This is a genomic window from Streptomyces stoeckheimensis (assembly GCF_045822005.1).
In the GTDB taxonomy this organism is placed as follows: domain Bacteria; phylum Actinomycetota; class Actinomycetes; order Streptomycetales; family Streptomycetaceae; genus Streptomyces; species Streptomyces stoeckheimensis.
The window spans coordinates 54,848-80,187 of record NZ_CP169553.1; the positions used below are offsets into that span (position 1 = coordinate 54,848).

23 protein-coding genes are annotated in these 25,340 nt (G+C 71.6%); all 23 read right to left on the reverse strand.

Annotated features, from left to right (window positions below; translation table 11 throughout):
* Positions 1-19: 19 nt before the first annotated feature.
* The 23 genes from ACE1OC_RS42955 to ACE1OC_RS43065 all read right to left on the reverse strand — a co-directional run bounded on the left by ACE1OC_RS42955 (position 20) and on the right by ACE1OC_RS43065 (position 25,017).
* Positions 20-3,331 carry a LysM peptidoglycan-binding domain-containing protein gene (locus tag ACE1OC_RS42955; protein ID WP_407842116.1) on the reverse strand — a complete coding sequence of 1,104 codons (3,312 nt, stop codon included), beginning with the start codon at positions 3,329-3,331 and terminating at the stop codon, positions 20-22.
* 29 nt (positions 3,332-3,360) lie between these two features.
* Positions 3,361-3,840 (reverse strand): hypothetical protein, encoded by a 480-nt coding sequence (locus ACE1OC_RS42960; RefSeq protein WP_407842117.1) that lies wholly within the window; start codon positions 3,838-3,840, stop codon positions 3,361-3,363.
* 3 nt (positions 3,841-3,843) lie between these two features.
* The gene (locus ACE1OC_RS42965; protein ID WP_407842118.1) at positions 3,844-4,323 is read right to left on the reverse strand and encodes a TadE/TadG family type IV pilus assembly protein; all 480 of its coding nucleotides are present in this window, start codon (positions 4,321-4,323) and stop codon (positions 3,844-3,846) included.
* The gene (locus ACE1OC_RS42970; protein ID WP_407842119.1) at positions 4,320-4,763 is read right to left on the reverse strand and encodes a TadE/TadG family type IV pilus assembly protein; all 444 of its coding nucleotides are present in this window, start codon (positions 4,761-4,763) and stop codon (positions 4,320-4,322) included. The genes ACE1OC_RS42965 and ACE1OC_RS42970 overlap by 4 nt, the downstream gene beginning before the upstream one ends.
* A 30-nt stretch (positions 4,764-4,793) precedes the next feature.
* Positions 4,794-4,979 (reverse strand): hypothetical protein, encoded by a 186-nt coding sequence (locus ACE1OC_RS42975; RefSeq protein ID WP_407842120.1) that lies wholly within the window; start codon positions 4,977-4,979, stop codon positions 4,794-4,796.
* A 23-nt stretch (positions 4,980-5,002) separates the two neighbouring features.
* Entirely contained in the window at positions 5,003-5,884 is an 882-nt protein-coding gene (locus ACE1OC_RS42980) for a type II secretion system F family protein (protein WP_407842121.1), read from the reverse strand.
* A complete protein-coding gene (locus ACE1OC_RS42985) occupies positions 5,881-6,813 on the reverse strand; it encodes a type II secretion system F family protein (protein ID WP_407842122.1) in 933 nt (310 codons plus the stop codon). Before ACE1OC_RS42985 ends, ACE1OC_RS42980 begins: the two co-directional genes overlap by 4 nt.
* Positions 6,810-8,366 (reverse strand): CpaF family protein, encoded by a 1,557-nt coding sequence (locus tag ACE1OC_RS42990; protein ID WP_407842123.1) that lies wholly within the window; start codon positions 8,364-8,366, stop codon positions 6,810-6,812. The genes ACE1OC_RS42985 and ACE1OC_RS42990 overlap by 4 nt, the downstream gene beginning before the upstream one ends.
* Positions 8,353-9,174, reverse strand: a complete 822-nt coding sequence (locus ACE1OC_RS42995) for a hypothetical protein (protein ID WP_407842124.1) — start codon at positions 9,172-9,174, stop codon at positions 8,353-8,355. The genes ACE1OC_RS42990 and ACE1OC_RS42995 overlap by 14 nt, the downstream gene beginning before the upstream one ends.
* A complete protein-coding gene (locus tag ACE1OC_RS43000; RefSeq protein WP_407842125.1) occupies positions 9,174-9,887 on the reverse strand; it encodes an SAF domain-containing protein in 714 nt (237 codons plus the stop codon). Before ACE1OC_RS43000 ends, ACE1OC_RS42995 begins: the two co-directional genes overlap by 1 nt.
* A 56-nt stretch (positions 9,888-9,943) precedes the next feature.
* On the reverse strand, positions 9,944-10,660 hold the full coding sequence (locus tag ACE1OC_RS43005) for an ATP/GTP-binding protein (RefSeq protein ID WP_407842126.1): 717 nt from the start codon (positions 10,658-10,660) through the stop codon (positions 9,944-9,946).
* A 215-nt stretch (positions 10,661-10,875) separates the two neighbouring features.
* Entirely contained in the window at positions 10,876-11,466 is a 591-nt protein-coding gene (locus ACE1OC_RS43010) for a hypothetical protein (protein ID WP_407842127.1), read from the reverse strand.
* Between the two features lie 432 nt (positions 11,467-11,898).
* On the reverse strand, positions 11,899-12,048 hold the full coding sequence (locus ACE1OC_RS43015; RefSeq protein ID WP_407842128.1) for a hypothetical protein: 150 nt from the start codon (positions 12,046-12,048) through the stop codon (positions 11,899-11,901).
* A gap of 110 nt (positions 12,049-12,158) precedes the next feature.
* Positions 12,159-13,067: a replication-relaxation family protein gene (locus ACE1OC_RS43020; protein ID WP_407842129.1), complete on the reverse strand. Its 909-nt coding sequence runs from the start codon at positions 13,065-13,067 to the stop codon at positions 12,159-12,161.
* Complete coding sequence (locus tag ACE1OC_RS43025) at positions 13,064-15,661, reverse strand: ATP/GTP-binding protein (RefSeq protein ID WP_407842130.1); 2,598 nt, start codon at positions 15,659-15,661, stop codon at positions 13,064-13,066. The genes ACE1OC_RS43020 and ACE1OC_RS43025 overlap by 4 nt, the downstream gene beginning before the upstream one ends.
* Complete coding sequence (locus ACE1OC_RS43030; protein ID WP_407842131.1) at positions 15,643-15,921, reverse strand: hypothetical protein; 279 nt, start codon at positions 15,919-15,921, stop codon at positions 15,643-15,645. The genes ACE1OC_RS43025 and ACE1OC_RS43030 overlap by 19 nt, the downstream gene beginning before the upstream one ends.
* Positions 15,922-16,587: 666 nt before the next feature.
* Positions 16,588-17,706 carry an NlpC/P60 family protein gene (locus ACE1OC_RS43035; RefSeq protein ID WP_407842132.1) on the reverse strand — a complete coding sequence of 373 codons (1,119 nt, stop codon included), beginning with the start codon at positions 17,704-17,706 and terminating at the stop codon, positions 16,588-16,590.
* Complete coding sequence (locus ACE1OC_RS43040) at positions 17,703-20,279, reverse strand: hypothetical protein (RefSeq protein ID WP_407842133.1); 2,577 nt, start codon at positions 20,277-20,279, stop codon at positions 17,703-17,705. Before ACE1OC_RS43040 ends, ACE1OC_RS43035 begins: the two co-directional genes overlap by 4 nt.
* On the reverse strand, positions 20,276-20,614 hold the full coding sequence (locus ACE1OC_RS43045; protein WP_407842134.1) for a hypothetical protein: 339 nt from the start codon (positions 20,612-20,614) through the stop codon (positions 20,276-20,278). The genes ACE1OC_RS43040 and ACE1OC_RS43045 overlap by 4 nt, the downstream gene beginning before the upstream one ends.
* Positions 20,611-23,178, reverse strand: a complete 2,568-nt coding sequence (locus ACE1OC_RS43050) for an ATP-binding protein (RefSeq protein ID WP_407842135.1) — start codon at positions 23,176-23,178, stop codon at positions 20,611-20,613. The genes ACE1OC_RS43045 and ACE1OC_RS43050 overlap by 4 nt, the downstream gene beginning before the upstream one ends.
* Positions 23,178-23,687 (reverse strand): hypothetical protein, encoded by a 510-nt coding sequence (locus ACE1OC_RS43055; protein ID WP_407842136.1) that lies wholly within the window; start codon positions 23,685-23,687, stop codon positions 23,178-23,180. The genes ACE1OC_RS43050 and ACE1OC_RS43055 overlap by 1 nt, the downstream gene beginning before the upstream one ends.
* Positions 23,684-24,010 (reverse strand): hypothetical protein, encoded by a 327-nt coding sequence (locus tag ACE1OC_RS43060; protein WP_407842137.1) that lies wholly within the window; start codon positions 24,008-24,010, stop codon positions 23,684-23,686. Before ACE1OC_RS43060 ends, ACE1OC_RS43055 begins: the two co-directional genes overlap by 4 nt.
* A complete protein-coding gene (locus ACE1OC_RS43065) occupies positions 24,007-25,017 on the reverse strand; it encodes a hypothetical protein (RefSeq protein ID WP_407842138.1) in 1,011 nt (336 codons plus the stop codon). The genes ACE1OC_RS43060 and ACE1OC_RS43065 overlap by 4 nt, the downstream gene beginning before the upstream one ends.
* Between the last annotated feature and the right edge of the window lie 323 nt (positions 25,018-25,340).

Here is a 25,340-nt window from a genome sequence, read left to right on the forward strand (position 1 = left end):
TACGTCTAAGGGGGATGGGTCAGCTTGTGGGGGCGGGGGCGGGGTGGCCGGACAGTACGAGGTTGATGGTGTCCTCGGTGAGGGTGTCGAGGGTGATGTCGTAGGTTCGGGCCATCTGCTGAATGCGGGCGATAGTCCGGTGCAGGGCAGCGGTGTTGTCCGCGGCCCACTCGATGTGGAGGAGGTCCCGGTAGAGGACTTCGGAGGACTCCTCGATGTCCAGGGCGTGCTGGACGACGCGGCGGGCGGCGTCCAGGTCGGGGTCGGAGCCGTCGGTGTGCCAGAGGGCGAGGGTGTGTGCGGTGTCGGTGATCCGCGACAGCATCTCCTGGATCACGGGGTCGGCCCAGGTCAGGCTGCGCCCGTCGAAGGGCTTGCCCCTCACCAGCCCCATCGCGCTCTCTAGGTCGGGGATGCCGTTCTTCGGTCCGGCGGCGAGCCCGCGGGATGCCAGCTTTCGGAACTGGTCCCAGTCCGAGGTGACGGAGCGGTGGAACGTGTACCCGCCGCCGTCCTTCGGCCGCGGCAGCAGCGGGAGTCCGTCCTTGGTGGCGCCCACTTCGCTGCGGAGTTCCGCGAGCCGCGAGTGCAGGGTGCGGGCCTTCCACGGGTTGACCGGATCCATCGCCTTGCACAGGTACTCGGTGCTGCGGCCGGGGCGGAGGTGGATGAGGGCTGCGACGGCGGTGGTGCGGGCGGTGTGGGCGTGGGCGGAGCCGGCACCCCCTGTGATACGCAGCGGGCCGAGCAGGTCGATCCGTACGCCTGTGGCTTCGCCGCTCTCTGCCGCCGCGGGCTCAGTGGGCGGTTCAGGTTCCTTGGCGGCCGGCTGGTGCGGGAGAGCTGCTGGTGCGGCGGCCGGACCGGCCGGATCCCCTGCGTTGCCGGCGGCAGGTTGATCCGTCGCGGGGTGTGGAGCCGGGGTGGGGCCGAGTCCTGCGAGGAGCGCGGGGAAGGGGTTGCCGGGGTCCTGTGCGTCGGCGCTGGTGACGCGTACGGTCAGGGGCTGCCCGGTGGCGGCGGGCTGTTCGTGGCTCTCGGTGAACTCCCACGCGCCGGTGGCCGGGACGGGGTCCTGGGTGGACACGGTGAGGGCGTGGACGTACTCCCGGTACTGCTCGTCGGTGACCCGCTGCAGCGTCACTTGCAGGCCGAGCGGTTCGAGGCGGCTCTCCTGGTCGCGGGTCGTGTCGAGGATTTCGGCGTGGGGGAACACGCGGCGGGCGGTCGGGGTGAGGGGCAGGACTAGGGCGGTCTGCAGGGTGCGGGCGGCGGCGAGGGCTTCAGCGAGCTGGGTGACGTGTTCCTCGTCGTGGTCGCCGGCTCCGATCAGCAGCCACGGCAGGACCTGTTCGCCGCTCTGGTGGGCTTCGAGGAGGAGTTCACCGAGGTCGGCGGCGACAGCCGAGAGGTGGGGCATCGTACGGACGCGGCCCTGCGGCAGCAGGCCGGCCAGGCGGGTGCCGAGCCCGGCGGTCAGGATCTCGCTGTAGTCGGTCCACTTGCAGGTCCCCAGCTCCAACGCGAGGGCGCGGGCGACCTCCAGGACTTCGTCGGGCGTGCCGTCCAGGAGCAGGACGCGGCAGGTCATGAGGTCGGCTAGCAGCAGGCCGTCGTCGGTGGCGCCGAGGGTGACCAGCCCCGGGTAGGGGGCCTCGACATCCTGCAGGTCCGTGGCGGACGGCAGGACCGTCTGGTTGTCCAGGATCCAGGTGAGCGCATCAGGGCCAGCGGCAAACGGGGCGATGGGTTCGGCGGGCTCGTCGAGCAGCAGGGTGATGGCGCCTGTTGTGAGGTGGGCGCCGCGCAGCGCGGGCAGGGTGCGGCCGTCTGCGCCGGCCTGGTGGGCCAGGGTGCGCAGGAGCTGGTCGAGGATGTCGGCGTCCGCCAGGGTGCCGGTGGCCCCGAGGAGTTGTTCGAGGGTGGTGGGGTCGGAGTCCTGGGCGATGGTCTGTCCCGCACGGCGCCGGCGCTGCTGCAGAATCCGGCGCAGGCCGAGTGCCCCTGCGAGGGAGGCGGCGAGGAGCGTGCCGATCCCGGCGGTCATCGTCCAGTTGACGCTAAAGCCGGTGGCGGCGGTCTGCGGGGCGGCCGTCGCGGGGGCATCGGACGAGCTCGCCGCAGGTGTGGGTGCGGCCTGGTGGGGGAGCGGGGCGGTCGATACCGGCGCGGTCGGAGCGAGAGTCTGCGCTGAGGGCTTGGACGGTGCTGGGGCCGGAGCGGGAGAGGCCTGCGTCCCGTCCACGGCCGGCGGCGTGGCGGCGGGCGGGGCCGGGGTCGCGGCCGGCCTTTCGGGCTGGGCTGCTGGCGGGGCGGGTGCAGCCGAGCCTGGCTCGGCCGGGGTGGCGTCGCGCGGGGGGAGGGTGAGCTGCTGTCCGGGGTAGATGAGGTCGGGGTTGGTGAAGGAACCGCCGCCGGGAACCGGTTCGCCCTGGTTGAGGTCGAAGATCTCCTGATACTTCGCGGCGTCACCGAGCTGCTCGCCGGCGATCCGGGCGAGGCTGTCGCCCTTCTCCACGCGGTACTCGCTCTGCCCGGCCACGGCTGCGGGCGCCCGTCCGTCCTGGGCCTGGTCTCCTCCGGAGGGCGCGGGGGTGGCGTCGGCGGGGAGGGTGAGGGTCCATCCCGGCTGGATGGGTCGATCGGCGTGGAAGGTGGTTCCGTCGGCGGCCATGGTGTGGCCCTCGTTGAGGGCGGCGATGTCGGTCCACCGCTCCCCGTCGCCCAAGGTCTGCTCGGCGATCGACCAAAGGCTCTCGGCCGGGCGGACATCGCGCACCGTGTGCGTCACCGCGCCGCTCCCGGCCTCACCGGACGCCGCGATACCGGAGCTGCTCCCGGCCGGGGTGCCGGGCACGGCGGCCGCGCTCACGCTGACCGTCTGCGCGGTGGAGGTCGCGGTGGAGGTCGCGGCGGAGGCCGGTGTAGCGAGCGCTGGGCCGGCGGGCAGGGCGAGCAGGACGGCGCCGACGAGGGCGGCGGCGGCCCGCTGGCCGACGAGGCCACGGATTTGCGGGGCGGCGCGGCCGCGGAGCTGGGCGGGGATTTCCAGCAGGACCGCACAGGCGAAAGCTGCCCACCCTGCCCAGCCAGCGACGGCGAGAGCGAGGAGGAAAACCTGCCCGGAGTCGTCGGTCGACAGGAGGTTGGACAGGGCGGCGAGTCCGGGCGGGCCCACCTGGGCGGTGGCCCACCACAGCAGCACGGGCAGTCCGCCGAGCAGCGCGAGCAAGACGGCCAGGCTGAGCAGAGCGCGCAGCAGGGCGGCCGCGGTATGTGCTCCGCTTGTCCGGCGGGGGCCGGGCGGCTTTGTGGTGGTGGGCTTGGGCATGGAACGGGGCCCCTTCTTGAGCGGGTCAGCTATTCGGGCTGGGTGACGCCGTGGAGCAGACGGGCGCTGCCGTGCCCGGTGACTTCCATCGAGCCGATCCCCACGACCGGCAGGAACTTCGTCGTGTACGAGCCGCGGACGGTCACGGTGAGTTGGGTGCCGTCCGCGGACAGGGTGGTCGATCCCTGGCTGCCGACTCGGGCGAGGTAGGCCTGGGCGGCGGCTGCCGCGGCTTCGGGGTCGACGCGGATGCCCGTGCCGTTGACGGCGGAGGCGGGGTCGATGGCCTGTCCGGCGGCTCGGGCGGCTTCCATCGCTACGGCGTCCGCGCGTTCGGTGGCGCGGAGTTTGCCGCCGCCGTCGATGGCCAGCCCGACGATGGCCAGCAACGCGACGGTGACGATCGCGGCGTAGACCGAGATCCCGCCCTGGTCGCCACGCAGCCTCCTCCCCTGCGAGGACGACTCCAGTGCCGGTGACGGTGCCGGTGGGGATGCGGGTTGGGGCATGGCTCATCCCTCCCGGGATCGGAATGCGTCGACGACGGAAGTGAACTGACTGGTCAGCGTTCGGGATCCGGGAACGCCGGGGAGGAGAAGGTCGGCCAGCGGGACCGTGCACGAGATCGTCACCGTGACGGTGCCGACCTGGCCGAGAGGGACGGCGAGGCCGGCCGTGTTGACGGAGACGTTGGTGGAGGCGCAGCGGATGCCCTGGTCGTTGAGGGATCGGGCCGCGGCTTCGGACGCTTCCGCCTGCGCGCTGGCGGCGGTACGGGAGATGGAAGCGGCCCGCGCAGCGTCCTCTGCGGCGGCATCGATCTTTGCCCCGGAGGTGACGATGCGGCCGCCGGCGATCGCCATACACAGCAGCATCAGCATCAGCGGCGTGATGATGGCGGCCTCGATGGCCGCGCTGCCCCGGTCATCGCGCATGCGCCCACGCCAGCCGCCCCGGATTCCGTTCTGTTTCATGGGTTGTTGGGTGGTCATGGTGCTTGCACCCACCGTTCCCGCGGTGCGCCGGCGGACTGTGACACGCTCAGCCCGGCGATGCCGGGAATCAGCGACGGCGCGAGGCCGGTGACCGTCACGCGTACCTCACCGGCGCTGCTCCCGGAGGTGCTCACCGCGCTCTGGGCCAGACTGCTGCCGGCGATGCGTCCCAGGGTTTCCCGGGCGCGGGCCTCGCCCGCGCCTTCGGGTGCCTGGTAGGTGCGGGCCGCGGCGACGCCCTCCCTGGCGGCGGTGAGCGCGATGTTGCGGGCATAGATCCACATCGAGGCCTGCACCACGGCGACGGTGACCAGGATGACGAACGGGAAGACGATCGCGGTGGAGAGGGACGCCTCACCCCGGTCGCCCCGGAACCGGCCCGTACCCGTGCTGTCGGGCACGGCCGGGGCCGGTCCGGGCTTGTCCTGCTGCGGCACGCTTTCCCGCCTCCTGTCGTTTCTGGCGGGTCAGACGCCGGTGAGGGCGGTGTTGTAACGGCTGAAGACGAGCGCGAGGGTGCCGGCGATGAGGAGTGCGCCGGCCACCAGGGCGACGATGATGATGACGGTGGTGATCGAGGTTTCGCCTCGGTCGCCGGCCTGCTCGCGGCGGTTCTTGAGCCACTGGGTCACGCGGATGGCGGTCTTGATCATGATGGACTCCTTGCTGGTGTGGGTTAGGTGTTGAGCATGCGGATGATGGCGGGGAAGGCGATCAGGGCCATCACCAGGACCGCGAGGAGTGCTCCGGGGGCGGTCATCTTCTCGCTGTTGGCGTTGGCTTCAGCGGCCTGATCGGCCAGGAGCTCGGTGCGCAGGTTCTTGGCGCGCGAGCGGAGGGTGGAGTAGACGGAGGCCCCGTCGTCGGAGGACTGGCGCATGATCGCGGCGAGGTCGTCCAGGACCGGCAAGTCGAGCTCGGCGGTGAGACGGGCCAGCGACTCCCAGTGCGCCACCTTGTCGACGTGCGAGCGGGCCAGCGCCCCCTGGATACGGAGGAACGCCCACCCCTCACCGACTTGCGCGGCCTGTTCCATGGCCTGCTCGGCGGACACGTTGCCGGCCCGGCGCAGCGCGACGAGGTCGAGGTAGGCGGCCATCGCGTGCGCGAACTCCGCCCTCGCCCGGCGTGCTTTGTCCCGCAGGGCCAGGTCGGGGGCGAACCACAGGACGACTGCGGCCACAATCCCAACGATCGCCGGCAGATACAGGGGCAGGCCCAGAAGCAGCAGCGGCACCGTGGACAGCGGCGGCAGCAACAGACCGGCCCCCGCGAGGGCCACCTTCATCAGGAGGAACCGGGCCGGGGTGGCGCCGGTCAGGGCGAGGTCCTTGTACGGGATCCGCACGCCGGGTACGTCGGCGAGGTGTTCAAGGAGCCACTGGCCCCACCGCTCGTCGCGGTCGGTGCTCTCGATGTCGGCGCGCGCGGGCGCGGGACGGTTGAGGCGGTCCAGGGCGGGGCCGAGCGCTGGCGCCGGCCGCAGGACTTCACGGACCAGGAGCGCCGTGCCGGCGCCGATGGCGGCGCCCGACAGGATCGCGGCGAGGGGCATCATGCCGTCACCTCCATATTCTCGTGACCGGCGCTGCCCTCAATGGGTGTGGGGGTGACCGCGCTGCGGGGGTCGGCGATCAGGAACCGCGGTACCGGCTTCGTGTCGGCGATCTGCCGCATCAGGGCCAGGACTCCGATGAAGCCGGCTGAGAGGACGGCGAGTACGAGCTGTCCCAGGAGCGTGCCGTAGGGGGCGGTGTAGGAGGGGACGAGGAAGCCGGCTCCGACGACGCCGAGGGTGATGATCGTCATCCACCGCATCGTGGTCCGCGGCTTGGCCCGGTCCGCCTCGATCGCCCGCCGTCGGGCGACCTCCTCGTGGACCGACTCCGCGAGGTCGTCCAGGGCCTGCGCGAGGCCGGGGCCTCGGTCGGCGGCCGACAGCACCAGCGCTGCGACGACCTTGTCGGCGGTCACGTCGCCCAGGGCGTCGCCGAACTGGCGCAGCGCGTCGGCGGGCCGCCAGCCGACCTGAAGCCGGTCGACGAGGTCGCCGACCTCGGCGGCGACATCCTCCGGGCAGCCTTTTCGGGAGATCTGCAGGGCTTCGTCGAGGCCGCGGCCCAGGCGCAGGGTGCCGGCCAGGCGCTGCGTCCAGTCGCCGAGGGCCTCCAGCTTCCCGATCCGTACTGTCGCCGCCTTCGTTGGCGTGAGCAGCCAGGGCACCCCGATCACGCTCAGGAAGATCAGCACCCCCGCGACGAACACCCCGCTCATCAGCCACACCAGGGCGCCGGCAACAGCCCCGAAGGTCAGCCGAGTACGGCGGGCCATCCGGGCGTCACGGCTGGCGGCGCCGCGCCCGGCGCGCAGCCGCGCGGCCAGGTCCGGTCCCTTCGGGGCGGTGGTGCCCACGATCCCGTAGACCAGGCCCACCAGGCCGCCCGCGAGGGCGAGGCCGGCCAGGACCCACAGCAGCAGTACGGTCACAGCCCGGCCTCCTTGACCAGCAGTGGCAGTTCGGCCGTCCAGGCTCCGCTCGGGTCCATGAGGAGGGATCCGTCGAAGCCGACGCGGCGCAGGTCGGTGATGCAGCGGGGCTGCATGAGCGGCACCGCCCGGTGTTCACCCCATTCCGGGCGCGGCCCGAAGATGGCGTTGGTCTCGGGGCGTCCGCCTTCCCCGATGCCGGTGACCTCCAGGACGTGGGAGACGAACCGGTGGCGGTGTCCGCCGATCTTCGTCTCGTCGATCGAGGACACGAACACGATGAAGTGCAGGCCGTTCGCAGCTTGCCGGTAGGCGAGCGTCTCGGACATGTTGGCCTGCGCTTGGAGGTAGAGCTCGGCGATGCGGTCGAAGACGACGGACGGGTGGATGGCGTGCAGGGTGCACAGGTTGCCGCCGGCTCCGTTCGTCATCGCCTGGAGCATGGCCACGATCTCGGGGCCGCGGACCTCCCCGACCACGATCCGCGTCAGCGTCATGCGCAGCGCCCGGTACATCAGGTCCATCAGCGTGATCACACCGGCCGCCTGGCCGGCGACGATCTCACCGTTGGACTCGCGCGCCTCCATCGGCACGACCTGGCGGTGATGCCCGTTCTCGTGCGCGAAGAGCTCGTACTCGGTTTCCAGCGTCGCGAACCGCTCGTCCGGGTCGATCTCCTTCAGCAGCGCGCGCAGCAGCGTCGTCTTCCCGGCAGCCTGGCCGCCCACGATCATCACGTTCTTCTCCGCGCGGACGCAGGCGCGCAGGAACTGCTCCAGGGTGCTGTCGAGCATGCCCCGGTTCACCAGGTCGGGCAGGTTGGCGTGGCGCATGCTGTGCCGGCGGATCGTCACATAGGTGCCCGGAGTAACGCCGGTGACCGCCTGCAGGCGTGACCCGTCCGACAGGCGCAGCGCCAGGAACGGGTCCGCCGTCGACAGGCTCCGCTCCGACTGGCCGGTGGTACGCCGCGCCAGGTCGTGCAGGAGCTCGCGCAACTCCTCATCCGAGTCGGCCACCGGAGCCACCTGCACACGGCGGCCGTCGGTGAAGTCCAGCCAGGTGTCCGCGAAGCCGTTGATGAAGATGTTCTCCACCAGCGAGTTGTCCAGGTGCTGCTGGAGCCGGCCGGCCCGGAACTGGAGATCGAACACGGCCTGGGCGATCGCGGCATCCTCGCCCGGACCCGTGCCGAATCCGCGCTTGATCGCCTCAGCGTCCGACCACACCGCCACCTGCTCATTGATCAGATGCCGGCCCTGCTGCTCCTGCGCCCCCAAGCTCATACCCGGGCGCGTGCGGAGCAGGTCGCTGAGCCGCTCCCCAACCTCCTTCTTGATCAGGCGCACAGCTGAGTAATCCACCACAGGCACCGACACCGCGTGCGCCGCTGTGACCGTCGGACTGCCCAGCGGCGGTGCCTGTCGGGGGTCGACCGGGATGGCACCGTTCGACCCTGGGTTCCCGAAAGCGGTGCGGGGGCCGGCCAGGCGGGCGTGAAGCGAACCGGGTGCGACTTGGGGATCGTTGTGGAGCGGGTTAGCGCGCACCATTCACCGCCCGGGCAGTGCCAGAGGCTGGGGGAGGGGGTGCCAGGCGGGCGCGGCGGATCGCCACCATCTCCTGCAAGCGCACGGCTGCCGACCGCGCGGAGCGCATCAGGGGTGCGGCATCGAAACGACGGGGCTGCTCAGCCCCGTCGGAGAGCACCGCGGCCTCCTTGGGACGCCACGGCAGGACCGCCGTCACCGTCACCTCAAGCTTCTTGCGGACCTCCTCCTTGGAGAACGGCCCCTCGTCCAGCATCAGCAGCCCGATGTCCGCGCCGGCGCCGAGCTGTTCACGCAGGGCGGCCAGGCGGACTTCGGCCTGGGTCAGGCTCCGCAGGGTGTTGCGGGCCACGACGGCCACGACGTCGGCCTGCCGCGCGAGCGCCGCCGAGGCCCCGACCGCTCCCCGACGCCCCAGATCCACGATCACGTCATGCTGATGCGCTTCGATCCCCGCGAACAGCCCGGCCAGCGGCTTCCACACCGGCTCCATCGCGGAGGCGTGCGCCGGATCATAGAGACCGGGCAGGACCAGGCGGTCCCGGCTACCCGCATCGGTCACGTCAACGAGCTGACGCCAAAACGCCTCCGCCAGCTGACCCTGGCGCGCGGCCAGCGCCAGATTTCGCAGCCCGTGCGTATTGCCCAGCGTGCCCTGAAGCGCGCCGGACAGGACTGCCCCGCCATCGGGATCGGCCTCCGCCAGGACCAGCCGGTGCCCTTCCGGGAGCGGCCACGCCATCAGCAGCGCCATCGCCGTCGTCGTCACCCCCGGAGCACCCAGGCCGCCAACCAGCGCGATGACCGCCATCAGCTGCCCTCCTGCGGAGCCAGGATCAGCGCCACGGCACCGGTAGCCACCCGCGCGGCCAACGACGGGCCCTGGGCGACCGGTACGGCGACGTCCACCACGACGATCCCGGTGGCCGGTGCGGGCAGCCCCACCGCGACCACCGTCGCATCCACCGTCTTCGGCGCGGCGGGCTCGACCGCCTTGCCGCCGGCCGCCGCACCCTGGTTGGGGTCCGGCGTCGACACGATCAGCACCCTCTGCCCCGGCGCCAGCCGGCTCGCGGGCAGCTGCGACGGCTTCAGCGCCACACCCACCAACTGCTCGCCCGCCTTGATCAGGGACACCGAGGTGACCTGGCCAGGCGACAGCAACGCCCCCGCCTTCAAGGCGACCGCGGCCCGCTGCCCGACTACTACCGCCTTCTTCGCGAAGGGAACTGCCTTGACCGCCGGGTCCAGCGCGAGCGACGCGGGCGCGAGGTCGGCGTCGGTGATCGCGGCACCCACCGGTACATCCCGTGCCACCACCAGGACCGCGGTGCGCTGGCCGGACGCGGTGAACAGCAACGCCCCCGACAGGCCGCCGGCGGCGATCAGCGCGATGGACAACGCGATCAGCCCGGGCCGGCGCCGACGCTGACGCACCAAGCGGGGTGCGGCCGCCGGCTGTGCTCCCGGACCGCTCGGTCCGGGAACGGAGCGGCCCGGCGCGGGCGAGGTGGTGGTGCTCACGTGCTGTGCCTCCAGAAGAGAGGGGAAGGACGATCCGATGGCTGTGAGGAGCGCTGCTACTGGCCGACGACTTGGAGCTCGCCGATACGGACCGGGGCCTGGGAGGTGCGGGTGGTTGTCAGGTCGCCCTGCTGGCCGCCGCCGACCCAGTGCACCGCCCAAGTCGTCGTGGCGGTCACCGTGTACTCGCCGACCCGGGAGTACCCCGCGGTGCCGCACTGGCCGTTGGCGTTGCTCGGCGGTGTAAGACCGAACGCCGGGTTGTAGGGGGTACCGGGGAACGGGCAGGACACCGTGGTTCCGTTGCCGAAGTTCCACACCACGTTCTGCACCGTTGCCGTGGCGGTCACCGTGACACCGAGCGCCGTGGCACTTGCCGACGTCGGGCCGGTCGTCTGCGGGCCGGGTCCGTTCCACACCCAGACGGGCACGCCGACCGTGCCGGTGCCGCCCTGCTTGGGTGCGATGCCAATGTTCGCGCCGAGCAGCCTCATCTTGGTGACCGCTTCCTCGGCGAGGGCTTCGAGGTTGGGGCCCCCGCCGTACCCGGGCGGCGGGTTCTGCCACCACCGGTAGCCCCCGTTCAGAGGCTGGCCCGGGCACGTGCCGTCATAGATTTCCCCGTCGCCCGGCGTACGGCCGGCCCAGACCGGATCATCGGCGGGCGGCTGAGGATCCGACAGGATCCAGTAGCAGGAGGTTCCGGGATCGAACCACCCCGCCGCGCTGTGGCATGGCACCTCGAACGTCCCACCCGAGCCGTCACGGGCCATGCACTTGGCAGATCCTCCACCGCCACTTCCCCCGCCGGTCCCGCCTCCACCAGGGTCACCCGGCCGCGGCGGCTTCTTGCCGCCTGAGTTGATGTCACAGTCCACTTCACCAGGTGGGCACTTTGTTCCTGGCTTCGGCCCGTCCGCAGCCGCAGGCAAGGTAACCAGCGACAGGGCGAGCAGCGTCGCGGTGGCGAGGGCGCGCCCTCTTTGACTCAGCACAGCTGGTCTCGCGAGATCTCGAAGTCGCGGATCTGCCAGGCGCCACCGATCTTCAAGGCGGTGTAGGTAGCAACGTGACGCCGGTTCTTGTCCAACGTCTCCACCGGCTTGCCGCTCTGCTTCTCAATCTTGATGTAGTTCGTGCTGTCGATGCAGTCGGTGATGGTCGCGCTGGGAGGCGTGGCTGCCATGTCCACCCGGGTCACCGCCGGTGACAGGCCTGGAGCGCCCGTCATGACGAAGCCGTTGTCGACGTAGTAAATGCGGGTGGTCTGCACCTTCGCATACGCCTTGTCGGTGCCCACCTTCTCGATGCCGGTGTCCTTCATGGTCCCGGTCGCGTACACCTTCAACTGCGCGTCCCAGAAGGCCCGGTAGACGGCGAGCATCGCGGTCTTCTCGGCTGCCTGGGGATCAGGTGTCGGGCTCGGAGATGCTGAGGGACTCGCCGGCGGAGGCGAGGCCTTGCCCTTGTCGTCCTTGGAACACCCGGTGGTGAGGGCCGTGGCGGTCACGGCAACGGCGGCGACTGCGAGCAGTCGGTGGTGGGCGGTGCGAGTGTGGTGCTGTCGTGCCGTTGTCACGGAGATCTCCCCGGTGGTCACCTCGTGGGGTAGGTCGTATGAGCCACCCGCCCCGGCCGCGTCATCGCTGGTGCAACGTGTTGTTGCCGTCACAGTGCGTTGTACAGCGCACCATACGACGTCAACGCCACGGGTCCTATGGCGTTCTGGGGCGGGGGTAAACGAACAGCCCGGTTTGCCCTGAATTGCCTTCACGCATATGCCAATTGATCGATGAATGGCGGAGCTCCTGTCTCATCTGGCGGGACGGCTCGGCGGATGACGGGATTCCGGCGGATCATGTCTGAAATCAGCCACTCTGGCTAGATCTTTGCTGTTGGCAACTCTCTGGTGCTGGCTGCCGGTTCTCACCACTGGATGCTCTGCCGCTCACGATCAGCTGGGGGCGCGCAGTCACCGGGAATCTCCGGGCGCGTCCAGGTGAAGGAGTACTCACCGTAGGAGTCGATCAGCCGGGTTCTCGATCTGGGCTTCCCGGTCGGCGACTTGGTCCATCAGCTCGTCGTGGTCGCTCTGCGCTTGCCGGTAGTCCGGCCCTTCCTCGGAGGACAGGTCTGAGGGCGACGCGGGCTGTGAGGGCATCTGACGGCTCCAGGGAATCGGATGTGCCGGACAAGGCAGCTGTGCTCTGGCGTAGCGGGCGGCATTCAGCGGGCGCCCGTGATCGCCCGCCGCGTGGGGGTGGGGAGTGGTTAGAGCTGGGTCCAGCCACGGGGTTCAGTGGTGCCGGCGAGGGGCGTCCAGACCTTGCCGTGCGGACCGTGGGCTTCGAGGTCTTCGAGGACGGCGGCGCCGAGGGGGACGTGGGTGGCGAGACCGGTGACGAGTTCGTGGTCCGCGGTCATCTGCCTCAGGTCCTCAATGCGCCTGGTGAGGGTGGGGCGGGCGGCGCCGGTGAGGATGAACAGGACCCGGGGGAAGCGGGGGTAGAACCGCTGCCAGGCGAGCATGGCCCCCTGGTCGGCGATGTTTCCGCGCCGGCCTGCGGGCTGTGGGGTGTAGCTGTGGAAGCGGGCGTAGGAGATGAGCTTGCGGGCCAGCCGTTCGCTGCTCATCGTCGTTCGGTCGATCTCCACGAAGGCCCGGTACTGCAGGCGGCGCGGGCTGGCGACGGTGTAGTGGAGGACGGCGTCCGCGATGAGCCGGTCTTCCCCGACGGTGTCGGGAAGGCGGTGGGTGACCTCGGGCACCCAGTCCAGGGGCTCGTACTCGTCACCGTGGGCACGTGCGTCGGCGAGGAAGGCGAGATGGGCGCGGACACCGGTAAGGGTGTGGGCGGCGCGCAGGGAGGCCGCGGTGGAGCTCTGGATGGTGGTGGGGGTACGGCCGCGGAGCTCGGGCCAGTCGGCGACCGTCTGGGCGCCAGCTGCGGTGAGGAAGTAGGCGTGCATCCCCTTCTTCCCGCCCAGGGCGGTGTGCGTGATCAGGCCGTCCTCGCGCAGCGGCGCGAGCACGTTGTGGATCTTCCGTGGCGGGGTGTGGGGGGTGAGCATCTGGTGGAGCTGGGTGCTCGTGAGGAGCCGGTACTGGGAGATGAGGGCCAGGGCTCGCCGTGCGTGGGTGTCGCCGGTGGGGGGCTGGAGCGTGGGGGTGGGGCTCATCGGTACTGGTGGTCCTTTGCGTCGTCGGCCGGGGTGGCGGGTGTGGTGCGCTTCGTGGTGAGGAAGTCGCGGACCTTCGTCTCCTGGGCGAGTGCCTCCTCGGTGCGCTGCCCGAGTGGGCGGGCGCCGGCGTTGCGGTGCGCGGCCTGGTACAGCGCGGTGGTCTCCTTGCGGCGGGCCAGGTCGCCGAAGACTTCTTCGAGCTCGGGGCCGCGGATGCGCAGGGGGCCGATGCGCTCGCCGTCCACGGTGAACGACGCGTAGTGCCACCACCGGTGGAGGCCGGCGACGTCGCGGGGGGTGATGGTGGCGCCGGGCCACTGGTTGGTGATCTGGGTGATGGCCTCGATGGAGCCGGCCGTTGTGGACAGGCAGGAGGAGTTCTGTAGCAGGGCGGCGCGGGTGGTGGGGGAGAGGCGGGTCATTAGCTGGGTCATGCCGTGCAGGCGGGCGCCGAACTTGCGTAGTTGCTCGGTGATCTCGGCGAGGACGGTGTCGGAGCCTTGGTCGAGGGAGATCAGCTCGTCGAGGTAGAGGCGGAAGGGCCGTCGCTTCTTCTCGGGGAGGTCGCGGCGTGAGAGGCCGGCGCGCAGGAAGTCCCGGACGATCAGGGAGATCAGCAGCCGGTCGGTGGGCCCGGTGCCCGGCGGGCAGATCCACAGCACCTGGCCCTCGTCCATGGCGCGGCGGATGTCGTAGCCGCTGACGGGGCAGCCGAAGAAGGCGCGGATGACGGGGTTCGCGCCCAGTCGCTCCAGGGGGTTGAGGACGGTGGGCAGCGCTTCCTTGGGGAGGTCGGGGAAGATGCTCGTCCACCAGCGGCGGCTCTCCTCGTCCAGAACGGCCACGGCCAGACCCCGGAAGGAGGGGTCGGTCAGCAGCGGCCGGATCTGGAACACGGTCGCCTGCTGCTCAGGAACACGATCTGCGACGGCGGCCGCGTTGACGGCTACGAGCGCTTCGACAGCCTTCGTCATGACGGTGAGCGCCCGCGGTGTGCCCGCGTCGTCCCATCCCAGGGCCGTCGCGAACGCCTCGACCACCGCGGCGGTCACCTCGTGCGGCGGCTGCCCGCGGGTCATATCGAGGAGGTTCCAGCAGCCCAGCAGATCGTCGGGGTCGCTCACGGTCAGGTCGAACAGAGCGATCCGCTCCATGATCTCGTCGTGGGCAAGGTAGCGGGCCGCGTCGGCGAGGGAGTCGCCATGGGGGTCGACAAACCCGAGCCCGCGGCCGTTGTGGGCGCTGGCGACGGCATGGACCAGGGCGCGCATCGTCTTGCCCCAGCCGGCTTTGCCGGACTGGATTTCGAAGAGGGTGTCGTCCTCGTGGGTGGCCAGCAGCCGCTCCCGGCCGTCCGGGCCCCGGTGCCAGCCCTGTGGCAGGAGGTCCTGGCCCCGCTCGAAGGTGGGCATGTCGCTCTCCATCAGCGGCAGCTGTGCCTGGCGGGTGGGCGGCTTGAGGAGCCCGGCGAGTTCCTCGATGTGCGCCCATCCGGACCGTGCCGGTCGGATCCGTCCGCTGGCCCAGCGTGCGTCGAAGCGCGTCCGCCACGGCCACTGGTCGGGGCCGATCCGTACTGGGCCCAGGGACCATCCCTTCGAAGCGAGTTGGGAGGCTCCCGCGTAGACGTCCATGGCCGCGCCGATCCGTACGAGGCGCGACTCTGCGCGTCCGGCGTCGTCGGAGGCGCAGCGCACCAGGATCTGCACCCGCACCAGCCCGGGCGTGTGCGCGAGCTTGCCCAGAACGGTGTCCCGGTCGAGGCGGCGGGGCTGGGGCGACATCACCATCTGCCCGCGGCGGGTCCCGCGCCATTCCGCCGGATCCAGGAGCCGGCCCAGAGCGACGGACGCGCTGTCGGTGGAGTCCTGTGTGAGCCAGCGGGCCTCACGACGGGCTTCACGGCGCGCCTCGTTGCGGGCTTGCTGCATCGTGCGGAAGCGGTGGGCGGCCAGCTGCCAGCGGGAGGCGGGGGAGAGGTCGACGCACACCTCGGCCAGATCCCCGAGCTCGGCGTTCAGGTCGGCGACGGCATCGATCAGCGGCTGTAGCGGATCCGGGTCCAGCGGGACGTCACGCAGGCGCGATCCGGGCTTCCCGTGCAGGGCCAGCACCGCGCGAACGGTGTGCTCCCGGTGCTTGTCGGCGACCGGGCTGGCCGGCTTCACCTGGACGCGGTCGCCGTACGGGGTCTGGGTGAGCAGCGCGTACGCCGAGGCGGGTGCCTCGAGCCGGTAGGAGAGGGGGCGGGATCCGTCGGCGCGCAGCCGCAGCCGCAGCGCGCGGGCCCGCCGGGGCGTCCACCACGAACCGGAGCCGGCTGCGCGGATCAGCTGCATCCCCTGGCGCCAGATCTGCTCCGGGTTCGGGTCGAACTCGCCGGTGGGCACCAGCTCGAAGTACGTGCGCCGGGACAGGGCTGCGGCGGCCAGACGCCGCTGCAAGGCCTCCCATCCGGCCCAAGTGGCGGCCGCGACCAGCACCAGCCACCAGGAGTTCGCCACCACCCAGTGGGCGAAGGCAACGAGGAAGGCGATGAGTTCGGCGCCCGCGCGGAGAACTCCGGGTGCGGCTAGGTGGTGCGGTTCCATGATCCGTCTCCGTTCTGGGTGAAGCGGACGGTCGCGGTGCGGCCGTCGAGGAAGGTCCCTGCCGGGTCGGCTCCGGCCCAGACCAGCCGCACCACCGCCCGCACCGGCTCCCGCGGGCCAGGGCCAGGGCCGGGGCCTGTGCCGGTCGGGGGTGACGTGTCGCGGCGTGCGGTCGCGGCCTGGATCCGCACCTGCGTGTAGCCGACGGTCTCGGCCAGCCACGCGGTCCGGCCGAGAGCGAGAACCTGCTGCTCGGCCACGGGAGACAGGTCCGCCGCGCTGGCCTGGTCCAGAGCCTGCTGAATGAGGGGGTCGGCGGCCGGTCCCGAACCGGGCGGCGGGAGTTCAGCCGGCCCCGACGGCAAGGAGGGGAGAGCGGTGTGGCCGGTGGCGGACGGCGACGCGGTCCGGCCGGGTGTGTGCTGGCTGAGGACTTGCGGTTGGGTGGTGGAGTGCGCCGGCTCGACCTGTTGCCCTACGGACGTGGAAGCCGGCTTCGGAACGGGGAGTTCGGCCTGCGAGGAGGGTGCTGGCTGGGGTCGATGCCCCCCGCTGGCCACCCCCGCGCTGCCTCTGCCGCTGAGTCCGGAGTGGAGGAGGAAGGTGCCGGCCGCGGTGAGGAGGGCAGCGGCTGTGAGGAGCTGGCCTCCCGACCACCGGGTGCGGGTGCCGTGCACGGGGGCTGGTGCCCGAGCAGCCATGAAGAGGCCTTTCGTGTAGAAGGGGTTGGGGTCTGTCCCACGAAACGACGCCGTCCTCACCGGTCTGCTCACCGCAGTGACCCTCGTGGCATCACGGGTGGGAAACAGTTGCGGCGGTGACTCCCCAGCCGCCCGCTCCGACCTCCCCATCGCAGGTCAACGGCGCGAAGACGCGGCGAGCTGGGCGCAGTGGCGGACAGTCCGTCGCCGCTCCAGCTGGAGAACTCAGAGCGGTCTCGCCCCGCCCGCGTAATCGGGCATGGCCGTCACGGGGTCAATGCGGACCGATTTACCCGGCCGGGGTGCGTTGATCATCTTTCCGTCGCCGACGTAGATGCCGACGTGGTGGATGGTGGAGTCAGCGGTGGGGCTGTAGCCGTAGAAGACGAGGTCACCGGGCTGGAGTGCGGCGAATCCGGCGGCGGCGGGAATGCGCTGCCCGGCGCCGGCCTGGGCGGCCGCCGTACGGGGGAGGGTGATGCCGGCCTGCGCGTAGGCGTACTGGGTCAGTCCGGAGCAGTCGAAGCCGGTGACGGTGCGGCCGTCCTGGCCACCGGGGGAGCAGCAGATCCCGGTCGTCGGGCCGCTGGGGCCGCCGCCGCCCCAGGAATAGGGGACGCCCTGCTGGGCGAGGGCTGCCGCGATGAGCGTCCCGACGTTTCCCGAGGGGACGGCGGGTGTGTTCCCCAGAGAGTCGTAGCGGTCGATGCCCGACAGGACGTCGTCCACGTACGCCCACGACGCGTTGTAGGTGTACAGGGCCGCGCGAAGCTGCGCGCGGTCGGTGAGGTTGCGGCCCCTGCCGCACACGTAGACGGCTGCGGAGGCGGCGGCGTCGTCGGCGTTGTGCGGGGAGAGCGCGCCGTCGGCGTTGCCGTCCACGCCGTTCGCGACGAACGTGGCGGGAAGGAACTGGAACGGGCCGACCGCGCGCTCGAACTCGCTGTCGCCGTCCCAGCGGCCGCCGTCGGTGTCCGGGATCGCGGTGGTGTTGCCGCCTGCTCCTGATCCGTCCAGGCGGGGGCCGATCACCGGAGGGGTGATGTCTCCCACGGGGGTGATCTGCCGGCCCTGGGCGTGGTCGGACTCCACGCGGGCGATCCCGGCGAGGATCTGCCAGCGCATTCCCCTGCATTCAGGGACGTGTGCGGTGACCTGGGCGGCGCCGGTGAGGTAGGCGGTGAGCATCCGCTGCGGGATGCCGGCCGCACCCGCGCTCGGCGGGGCGCCCTGCCCGGCCGAGGCCTGGCCTGCGACGGCCGACAGCAGGACCGGAGCGGTACAGCAGGCAGCGGCCACCAGCAGGAGCACGCCCAGGCAGCCCATCTTCTTCCATCGCTTCACGGGCCTTCGCCCTCGCCCTCGCGGCGGCGGCGCTCGGCGGCGCGGGCCTCGAAAATCGCCCGCAACCGCGCGGCGTTCGCCTCCGCGGCTGGATCCGCGGCCCGCACGGATCGCGACGGGGCGGTGCCCGTTCGGGGTTCCCCGGTACGTCTGAGGGGCGGGCCGGGACGGTGCATGTGCGAGGGCACTGCAGGATGCGGAGCGACATCGGGTCGGGCCCACGGGACGGGGTCGACCCGATGGCCGCCCGGAGTGGGCGGGGCGGAGTAGGTGGTCGGCGGGCGGGGGGTACGGCTGGCGGCGGTGAGGGGTGCGGTGTGGATGGCGGCGGCGACGGCGGCGGCGCGGACGGTGCTGGCGGGGTCGTGGACCTGCCAGGCGGTGGCCAGGCGCTGCCCGGCGTGGTCCACACCGTCCCGCACGGCCCGGCCTGTTTGGCCCCAGGCGAAGGCGTCGTCGCTGAGGTGGCTGCGCGTCACGCGGAGCTGGGTCAAGGCGTCCTGAGTGAACTCGCTCGTCGTCGTCCTGGCAGCGTGGAGGGTCCTGGGCAGGCCCATGGTGGCGCCGTAGGCGACGCGGCCGGCCCGGTGGGCGACGCGGTAGCCGCGCAGCCTCGAGGCACCGTGATGGATACGGGACCCCAGCAGGGGCCGGTCGGTTGCCGGGTCGTGCAGGACTTCCCCGGTCTGCTGGTCGACCTGTACTTCTCCCGCCGGGTGCGGCTGGCCGCCAGGGGCCTGCTGGAGGGTGTTGGCCGCAGGGTGGCGGGCGGGCGGGGGACCGACGAGCAGGGAATGCGCGCCGCGCAGGGCCAGCGCGAGGGGCGCGATACCCCGGCGGCCCTCGGCGAGTGCATCCCCGATCGCGCGGCCGGGAGCGAACGGCAGGCCGGCGGGGTCGGTGAGGGCGGCGAGGCTTCCCATCGAGCGCAGGCGCGCTCCGAACGCGCTGTGCGCGGGCGCGGAGCCCCCGATGCCGAAGGTGCCTGCGCCGGGGCGGGGTCCGTGGACTGCGAGGGCGGCGCCGAACTCGCTGTTGTCACCGCGGAGGTGGCTGCCGCCGATCTTCGCAAACCGCATCCGGGTGGTCATGCGCTGCCCGAACGTGGACGCGGCGGCCATCATGCGCCGGTGGAAGACGAGGAAGGCCACCGCGATCGCGTCCAGGAGCAGCAGCCGCTCCACCATCAGATCGGGGCCGCTGCGGGAGAACACCACGTGGACGGTGATCCCGAACAACGGGAGCGTCATCGCGGCCACGAAGGACACCATCACCGAGACGACGAACACCCCGAACCAGCGCCACAGCGCCATCCGGGAGGGGCCCGGCAGCATCGCCCACACCCAGGCCACGCCCCCGCAGGCAGCCGCGGCCGCGTCGCCGGCCTGGGCGCCGAACATGACCAGGACCATCGACATGACCATCAGCGCGATCACCACGACAGCGACGAGGAGCAGCAGGGCGGCGCCGACCCGATCCCAGGAAGGCTCCTTCGCGTACGCCGCGGCTTCCTTGCCCCGCTCCCCGGCCTTCTCCAGATCGGCGAGCATCTTCATGAACTCGGGGTCGGCCGTGTTGCGGTCCCACGGCATCTCCGTCGGATCCTGGGGAGTCAGCCCGATCGGGGGCGGCTTCATGCCCAAGCAGTAGTTCCGCGCGGGGCCCTTGATCTTCCGGCACTGGTTTCCCTTCCCCGTGCCCGGCTTGCCTCTGTCGAGCTTGGCGACCCACTTGAGGTGGACTTCGTAGGCGGCCTTGTCGGCCGGGTCCTTGGGGTCGAGGACGGTGCCGTACTGGAGCAACATGTACGGCTTGACAACAAGGGCGTCGGTCAGCGCGTCCTGGATGGGCTGCACCACGCCCGTGCCCTGTGCTTCCTCGCGGTAGCAGGTGTCGCGCATGGGGCCCACGGCCGCCGCACACACGCCCGCTCCGTCTTCGCCGAAGTAGCTGCGGGTGGTGATCTGGGCGACCTCAATGGCTGCTTCGTGGGCCTGATTGAGCGGACCGTCCTGCCCCAGGAGGTAGTCGGGACGGATGAAGGCGCTCGCGGCGAACGCCGCGATCACCAGGGTCAAAATGATCTCCCCGAGGCCGGTGCCGGCCTTCCCCCGCATGAACACGATGCCGCCGAAGATGAACGCCCAGCCCAGCAGGAGGCCCTTGAGGCCCAAGGCGCCGACGACGTGGGTGTTGTAGGTGTCGGCGAGGTCCTGCGCGGGGTCGGCCAGCAGACGCAGGAGGGGGAAGTCGAAGACGAAGTCGACCAGCCAGCCGGATAGCCCGACCAGCAGCCGTGCAAGAGAGAACAGTCCCCCGAGCACCAGCACCTGGAACTGCCCGACGACGTTCAGGGCAGTGCCCCCGTCCGCCCCCAGCTCGTAGCCGTCCAGCGGGACACCTTCGGAGCTGGCGATGTTGAGCGGGCCCAGCAGCCCCTCACCGGCGGCGTCACCGGTCCCGTCGGCTGCGGCCGCAACGGCGGTGTTCACCGTGAGGAACACGACCGTCATCAGCGCGACGAACCCGGCCGCCCGTAGCGTTCCCCGGTCCAGGCCGAAGCGCGCGATCACAGCCGCCGCCCAGCGGTGGACACGAGAGCGATGGCGGCCGCGACAGCAGCGGTGGAGAACAACAGCAGGCCAGCACGGGCATCGCGCACGCCGGGCCACAACGCCGCCCGCTCCGGCGCGGGCGCCGCGGCGACCGAGGGGCTGGTGTTCCGCATGCAGTAGTCGCGGGCCGGGCCGATGATCCGCCCGCAGGGCTTCCCCGCCGCCGACGCGGTGAGCGACGCCGGGGCAGTCGGGCGGGTGTGGGGCAGTGCCCAGGCCGCGACGGTGCAGGTGAGCAGGAGCAAGGTGGCGGCCGTGACGAGCAGCAGCCGAATACCGTTCGTGCGGGTCATCGCTTCCCCCCGGAGGCCTCGGACCGTACGGAGCGGCCGGGCGTGGTGTAGATGGATTCCTTGATGCGCGGCACCGGGGGGACGACGACTTTGATCCGGCCGACCTGCATCCGCGGATCGCGCAGCAGCATCTCTCCCTCGCGCCCCGCCTGGCCGACCGGTGAAAGGCCGGTGGTGACCAGCCGGAGCAGGTCCTCGTCCTCGCCGTCCAGGCCGAGGAAGGCAAGTCCCTTGGCGGCGCGGCCCCGGTCGGTGGTTCGGGCGAGGAACCGGTAGGCGATCAGCGCGCGGTCCGGGCCGAGTTCCGCCTCGTCGTGGGCGCCCAGAAAGGCGCCGGCACCGTGCTTACGGCCGTCGTGGAAGATCTCGTGGACCAGCGCGGCTCCCTCCGCCGAGGAGGTGAGCCAATAGGCCTCATCCACCACGACGGTGCAGAACCGCTCCGGCTGCGTGAATGCCGCCTGCCGGGCGATCGCCGCGATGAGGTACAGCACCGCCCGCCCGATCAGCGCCTCCAGCGGCTGCTGACGCAGCACCTCCGCATTGGCGAAGGCCTCCCTCGGGGGGAGAGTGAGGCCGGTGGTGGTGAAGACGACCAGGTCGGCGCCCAGGTCCCCGTCCAAGGTGACCGGCGGCAGGTCCGGGTCGAAGACCATCGCCGCGAGGGGGTTTCCGCGCACGATCCGCAGCAGGTCGGCCATGGTGGCTGCGGTGTCCCCACGGGTCGTACCCCCGCCGGTTTCGGCCAGCGCGGACAAGACGCCCAGGACCTTGCCCATCGACGGCTCCGGCCCGGCCACGACTTCCTCGACCGCGTGGTGCAAGACGGCACCCGCAGTCGTCATCGCCCCGACCCCCAGCTGCAAGGCCAGGTAGGACAAGGCGTAGTGGGCGCCGACCGGCCCGCCGAACACCCGCAGAGGGTCGATGGAGATGCGGGCCTTGGCGGCGTCGATGACCTGGCAGCGCTCACCCATCGCCGACTGCCCGAAAGCCGCCCATTCCCGGATGGGGGTGCGGTCGATGACGATGGCCCGCCCGCCCCGGTCCACCACCGCGCCGGTGACCAGCTTTTCCAACACGCTCTTGCCGCCGCCCAGGTCCCCGACCACCGCGCTGGACGCGGAAGCGTTGACCTGCGGAGCATCGGCCGGATTCAGCAGGACGGGCCGGACAGTACCGCTATCCAGGTCGTGGCCGACCATCATCCCCGCCGGGTCACCCACCCGCGACAGTGTGAAAGCACCGCACGCGGCCCAGTCCTCGGAGAGCTGGTGCTGCGTGAACTGCTGCAGCTTCGGTGCTCGTACCGCGCCCGGCAGCCCCAGAGCGAACAGCTCCTCCTGCATCCCGTACGGACGCACCAGCCGGTAGTCACCGCCGGCCAGGGCCGCCGACAGCGTCCTCGCCCGCGCGTCGCAGGTCGCAGCGTCCGGCCCCCACACGGAGAGCACGGTCACGGACTGGACCTCCACCTCGACCGAGGTCCTCGCCATCCGGGCATCCTGCTCGGCGAGATCTCCGGCCGCCTCCGGCAGCGAGTGCGGCATCCCGGTGGGCTGCGCACCGTACTGTCCGGACTGGTCCAGCAGTTCGCGCTTCTTGCGCTGGACCTGGGCGCGGGCCTTCTTCGCCGCCACCACCCGCAGGTCCACCGCAACGTCCACCGGGAACGAGAGTCCCTCCAGCTGGGCCAGGACGTCGGCGTGCTGCACCGACACCGCCGGCGGGAGCTCCGCCAGGACCAGGTGCGCCTGATAGCCGGTCCCGGCCTCGGACTCGACCTGCAGCCATCGCCGGCCCACCGGCGAGGACATTCCAGCCGACCGCCACCACGGACCACTCGCCGTCTTGGTCTCCTTGCGGGTGTCCTGGCCGCCCTCGGCCAGCCGAATCGCGCCTAGATCGGCGTACGAGGGGGAGTCCAGCTTTCCCGCACGGACCCGGCTGCCGTAGTGGGGGCTTTGCTCGGCGTCCGAGAGGAGCGGCTCCTGACCGAGCCCGCGGTGGACCGCGTGCTGCACCATCCACACGATTTCCGCCGCTGATGCGGGCCGCAGCCCCAGGCCGCCACCGAGTGAGGTCTGGATCCGGTCGGCTTCCGCGAACGCCGCCTGGACCTCAGCCTCGGAGACCGCAATCGGCGCAAGGTCCAGCGCCGCGGACAGCTCCGCGTACAGGCCGGCGAGGGACGCCGTCACGGCGCCGCCACGGCCAGGCAACGGCACAGCAAGCCACAGGGTCCGCTCGTGCATCTCCTCACCGGTCAGGAGGTCAACGGCCGCGGCGCAGGTCTCCGCCCACCCCGCCAGCTCCCACCACTGCGTCCCCGCCGTCATCCGCTCGGCGACCTCACCGGGATCGGTGCGCGAGGCGAGCACGAACAGGCGCGGTTCCATTCCGGGCATGGAACGAACCAGCGAGGTGATGCGCTCCAGCAGCTCCTGGTGAACCGCGGCAGGCAGGTAGCCCCCCGGGAGGGGGGTCACCCGCCACACCGCCCAGACCTGTGCTGTGGGCGACCACAGCAGGTGTCCGGCGACATGCCGAAACAGGGTCCGCATCACGCCGCCCTCCCCACAGGCCCGGCCGTATCGGCGAGCAGCCGCGACAGGCCTGAGCCGGCAGCCGCACGGTGGCGTGCTGCGGCCCCTTCGGGCTCGACGGCCGGTACGCCGGGCGGCACTTCGGGTGCTGCCTCGATCACGAACCGGCCCCGCAGGCAGGAGGGTCGCCGGTCGCGGGCTACGTGCCCGCTGATCCGGCCGGCCGGATGCCGCGCCAGCAGGGTCAGCACCCCGAGGAGCGCGGTGAACGGGTTCTGTCCGGCGATCTGCGCGCCGCGCGCCGCCCACACCGCGACCAGCCAGATCACGATCGGCACCGGCCCTGCCCACGACCACCAGGCGTATGTCTTGATCAGCGTGAAGGCGCCGCCGCCCATCACGACCAGCTGCGCTGGTGTGTAGGGGCCGAACCAGATCGTCCAGTCCCCGAGCTTGCCCAGCACCCACGGATGCCGGCGCGCGCTCGTGTAGACCCGCGCGACACGCGTCCGCGTGGCCGTGCTCACAGAACACCCCCGCGGCCGTCCGCCGTGGCGCGGGGGCTGACGACGAGAGTGCTGGATCCGGTGACGTTGGCCGGGTTTTTGACCTCGTCGGAGAACATGGCCGCGAGCTCGTTGCGGGCGGCATACAGACTCAGTACGACGATCAGCCCGAGGACCGCGCCGATTGCGGCCTTGACGGAGAACTGGCGGACGATGGCGGCGAGCACGAGCACCGTCAGGGCGACCTTCAGCCCGTTGTCGCCCCAGTCGCCCAACGTCCCGAGCAGGGAGTCGCCCAGCTCATCGAGCTTGCCCGCCAGCATCACGGTGTTCGTCGGATTCATCGGGCACCGCCCGCGACAGCAGCAGCGGAGGGGGACGTCGAGCCCGTGGGCGGCGCGGTGACGCCGGCCTCCAGCCCGCTGACTTCCCAGCGTCCTGCCCGAGCGGTCACCTCCAGCCGGTAGACCAGCGGCCACCGCACCCCCGCCCGGTCCTCACCGATCACCCGGACCCGGACCCGCGCCCGAGCCCCGTCCGCCGGCACCGTCGCCTCGACGGCGGACTCGGCGTCCGCGGCTACGTCCTCGACGTCCACGCGTACGTACGGAGCGGCCTTGGGCGCGGACACCTCCAGCCCCGGCGACAGGTACCGCTCCAGCCCTGCTCCCTGACCGCCCAGGTAGGCGCGGACGAACTCGCCCAGCGAGGTCGCCAACGCTCCCGAGGCCGGGACGCGGTGGGTGAACACGGAGTCAGGCACCGCGACCGCGCCCGGGGTGGCGATCTCCGCCGGCGAACCGTTGATCGCGACCGGGCCGCCGTCCTTCCCGCCGGTCCCGGACACCGCGAAGTACCGCACCAGCGCGACGTCGCCCGCCACCGGGTTTCCCGGTGCCGCTGGCGCCGTCTGATCGCGGCCGCCGTAGGCCGCCACCACTGCCGTCCACCTGCCGCCAGGAGCCCACGACGTCCGCACCGCCACCGCACGAACAGCCGACGCCAAGGCACCTACCTCGGAGTGCGGCCTCTTGGGAAGCTGGGCCTGTGGGGCCAGCGCCCGCACGGCTACCGCCACGTTGCTGTCAGGGGCGGCCGCGTCGGAGCGCAGCCACAGCTCCACGAACATCTCCGCCACACCGCCCGGCTCGGCCGGAAGACGGACGTCGTCCGAGACGCGCGCGGTGGGTGCGGCCTGGGCCACCGTTGCCTCCGGCGCGGCCAGGGCGACGGCCAAGGCCAGGGGACCGGCCGCGAGCGCGGTCCAGATCCCGATCCGAGCGAAGCGGGGCCCGCGGGAGACCGGGCGGCGGCCCGGAACGGTCTCGGGGCGGGATCGGCGCAGAGACACAGCCGACGAGGAGGGTGTCCGCCGGGCCGTACGGCCACGGCGTAGGGGAGTGGGACTCATGGTGACGCCTTCCGTGGGAGGGGAGTTGCTCTGCCCCACGGAACGGCGGCGTCCTCACCGGATCGCTCCCCACAGCAATCCCTCCGACATCACAGGTGAGCTACAGCTGGAACGGTGACTCACCACGACCTCCCCGTCGCAGGTCACAGCCCTACAGGCCCGCTGCTCACCGGGTGGCTGGTGACATCACCGGTAGTCCCCCGTCAACTCGCCGGCTCTAGTCGGGCGGCGGATGGACGGCCTGGTGACCTGGGCGGGGGTGG

Excerpts from the sequence above, each read along its gene's own strand:
- ACE1OC_RS42955 (WP_407842116.1), bottom strand. The coding sequence starts at position 3,331 with ATGCCCAAGCCCACCACCACAAAGCCGCCCGGCCCCCGCCGGACAAGC.
- ACE1OC_RS42960 (WP_407842117.1), bottom strand. The coding sequence starts at position 3,840 with ATGCCCCAACCCGCATCCCCACCGGCACCGTCACCGGCACTGGAGTCG.
- ACE1OC_RS42965 (WP_407842118.1), bottom strand. The coding sequence starts at position 4,323 with ATGACCACCCAACAACCCATGAAACAGAACGGAATCCGGGGCGGCTGG.
- ACE1OC_RS42975 (WP_407842120.1), bottom strand. The coding sequence starts at position 4,979 with ATGATCAAGACCGCCATCCGCGTGACCCAGTGGCTCAAGAACCGCCGC.
- ACE1OC_RS42980 (WP_407842121.1), bottom strand. The coding sequence starts at position 5,884 with ATGATGCCCCTCGCCGCGATCCTGTCGGGCGCCGCCATCGGCGCCGGC.
- ACE1OC_RS42990 (WP_407842123.1), bottom strand. The coding sequence starts at position 8,366 with ATGGTGCGCGCTAACCCGCTCCACAACGATCCCCAAGTCGCACCCGGT.
- ACE1OC_RS42995 (WP_407842124.1), bottom strand. The coding sequence starts at position 9,174 with ATGGCGGTCATCGCGCTGGTTGGCGGCCTGGGTGCTCCGGGGGTGACG.
- ACE1OC_RS43005 (WP_407842126.1), bottom strand. The coding sequence starts at position 10,660 with ATGGCCCGTGACGGCTCGGGTGGGACGTTCGAGGTGCCATGCCACAGC.
- ACE1OC_RS43015 (WP_407842128.1), bottom strand. The coding sequence starts at position 12,048 with ATGCCCTCACAGCCCGCGTCGCCCTCAGACCTGTCCTCCGAGGAAGGG.
- ACE1OC_RS43020 (WP_407842129.1), bottom strand. The coding sequence starts at position 13,067 with ATGAGCCCCACCCCCACGCTCCAGCCCCCCACCGGCGACACCCACGCA.
- ACE1OC_RS43025 (WP_407842130.1), bottom strand. The coding sequence starts at position 15,661 with ATGGAACCGCACCACCTAGCCGCACCCGGAGTTCTCCGCGCGGGCGCC.
- ACE1OC_RS43045 (WP_407842134.1), bottom strand. The coding sequence starts at position 20,614 with ATGACCCGCACGAACGGTATTCGGCTGCTGCTCGTCACGGCCGCCACC.
- ACE1OC_RS43050 (WP_407842135.1), bottom strand. The coding sequence starts at position 23,178 with ATGCGGACCCTGTTTCGGCATGTCGCCGGACACCTGCTGTGGTCGCCC.
- ACE1OC_RS43060 (WP_407842137.1), bottom strand. The coding sequence starts at position 24,010 with ATGAATCCGACGAACACCGTGATGCTGGCGGGCAAGCTCGATGAGCTG.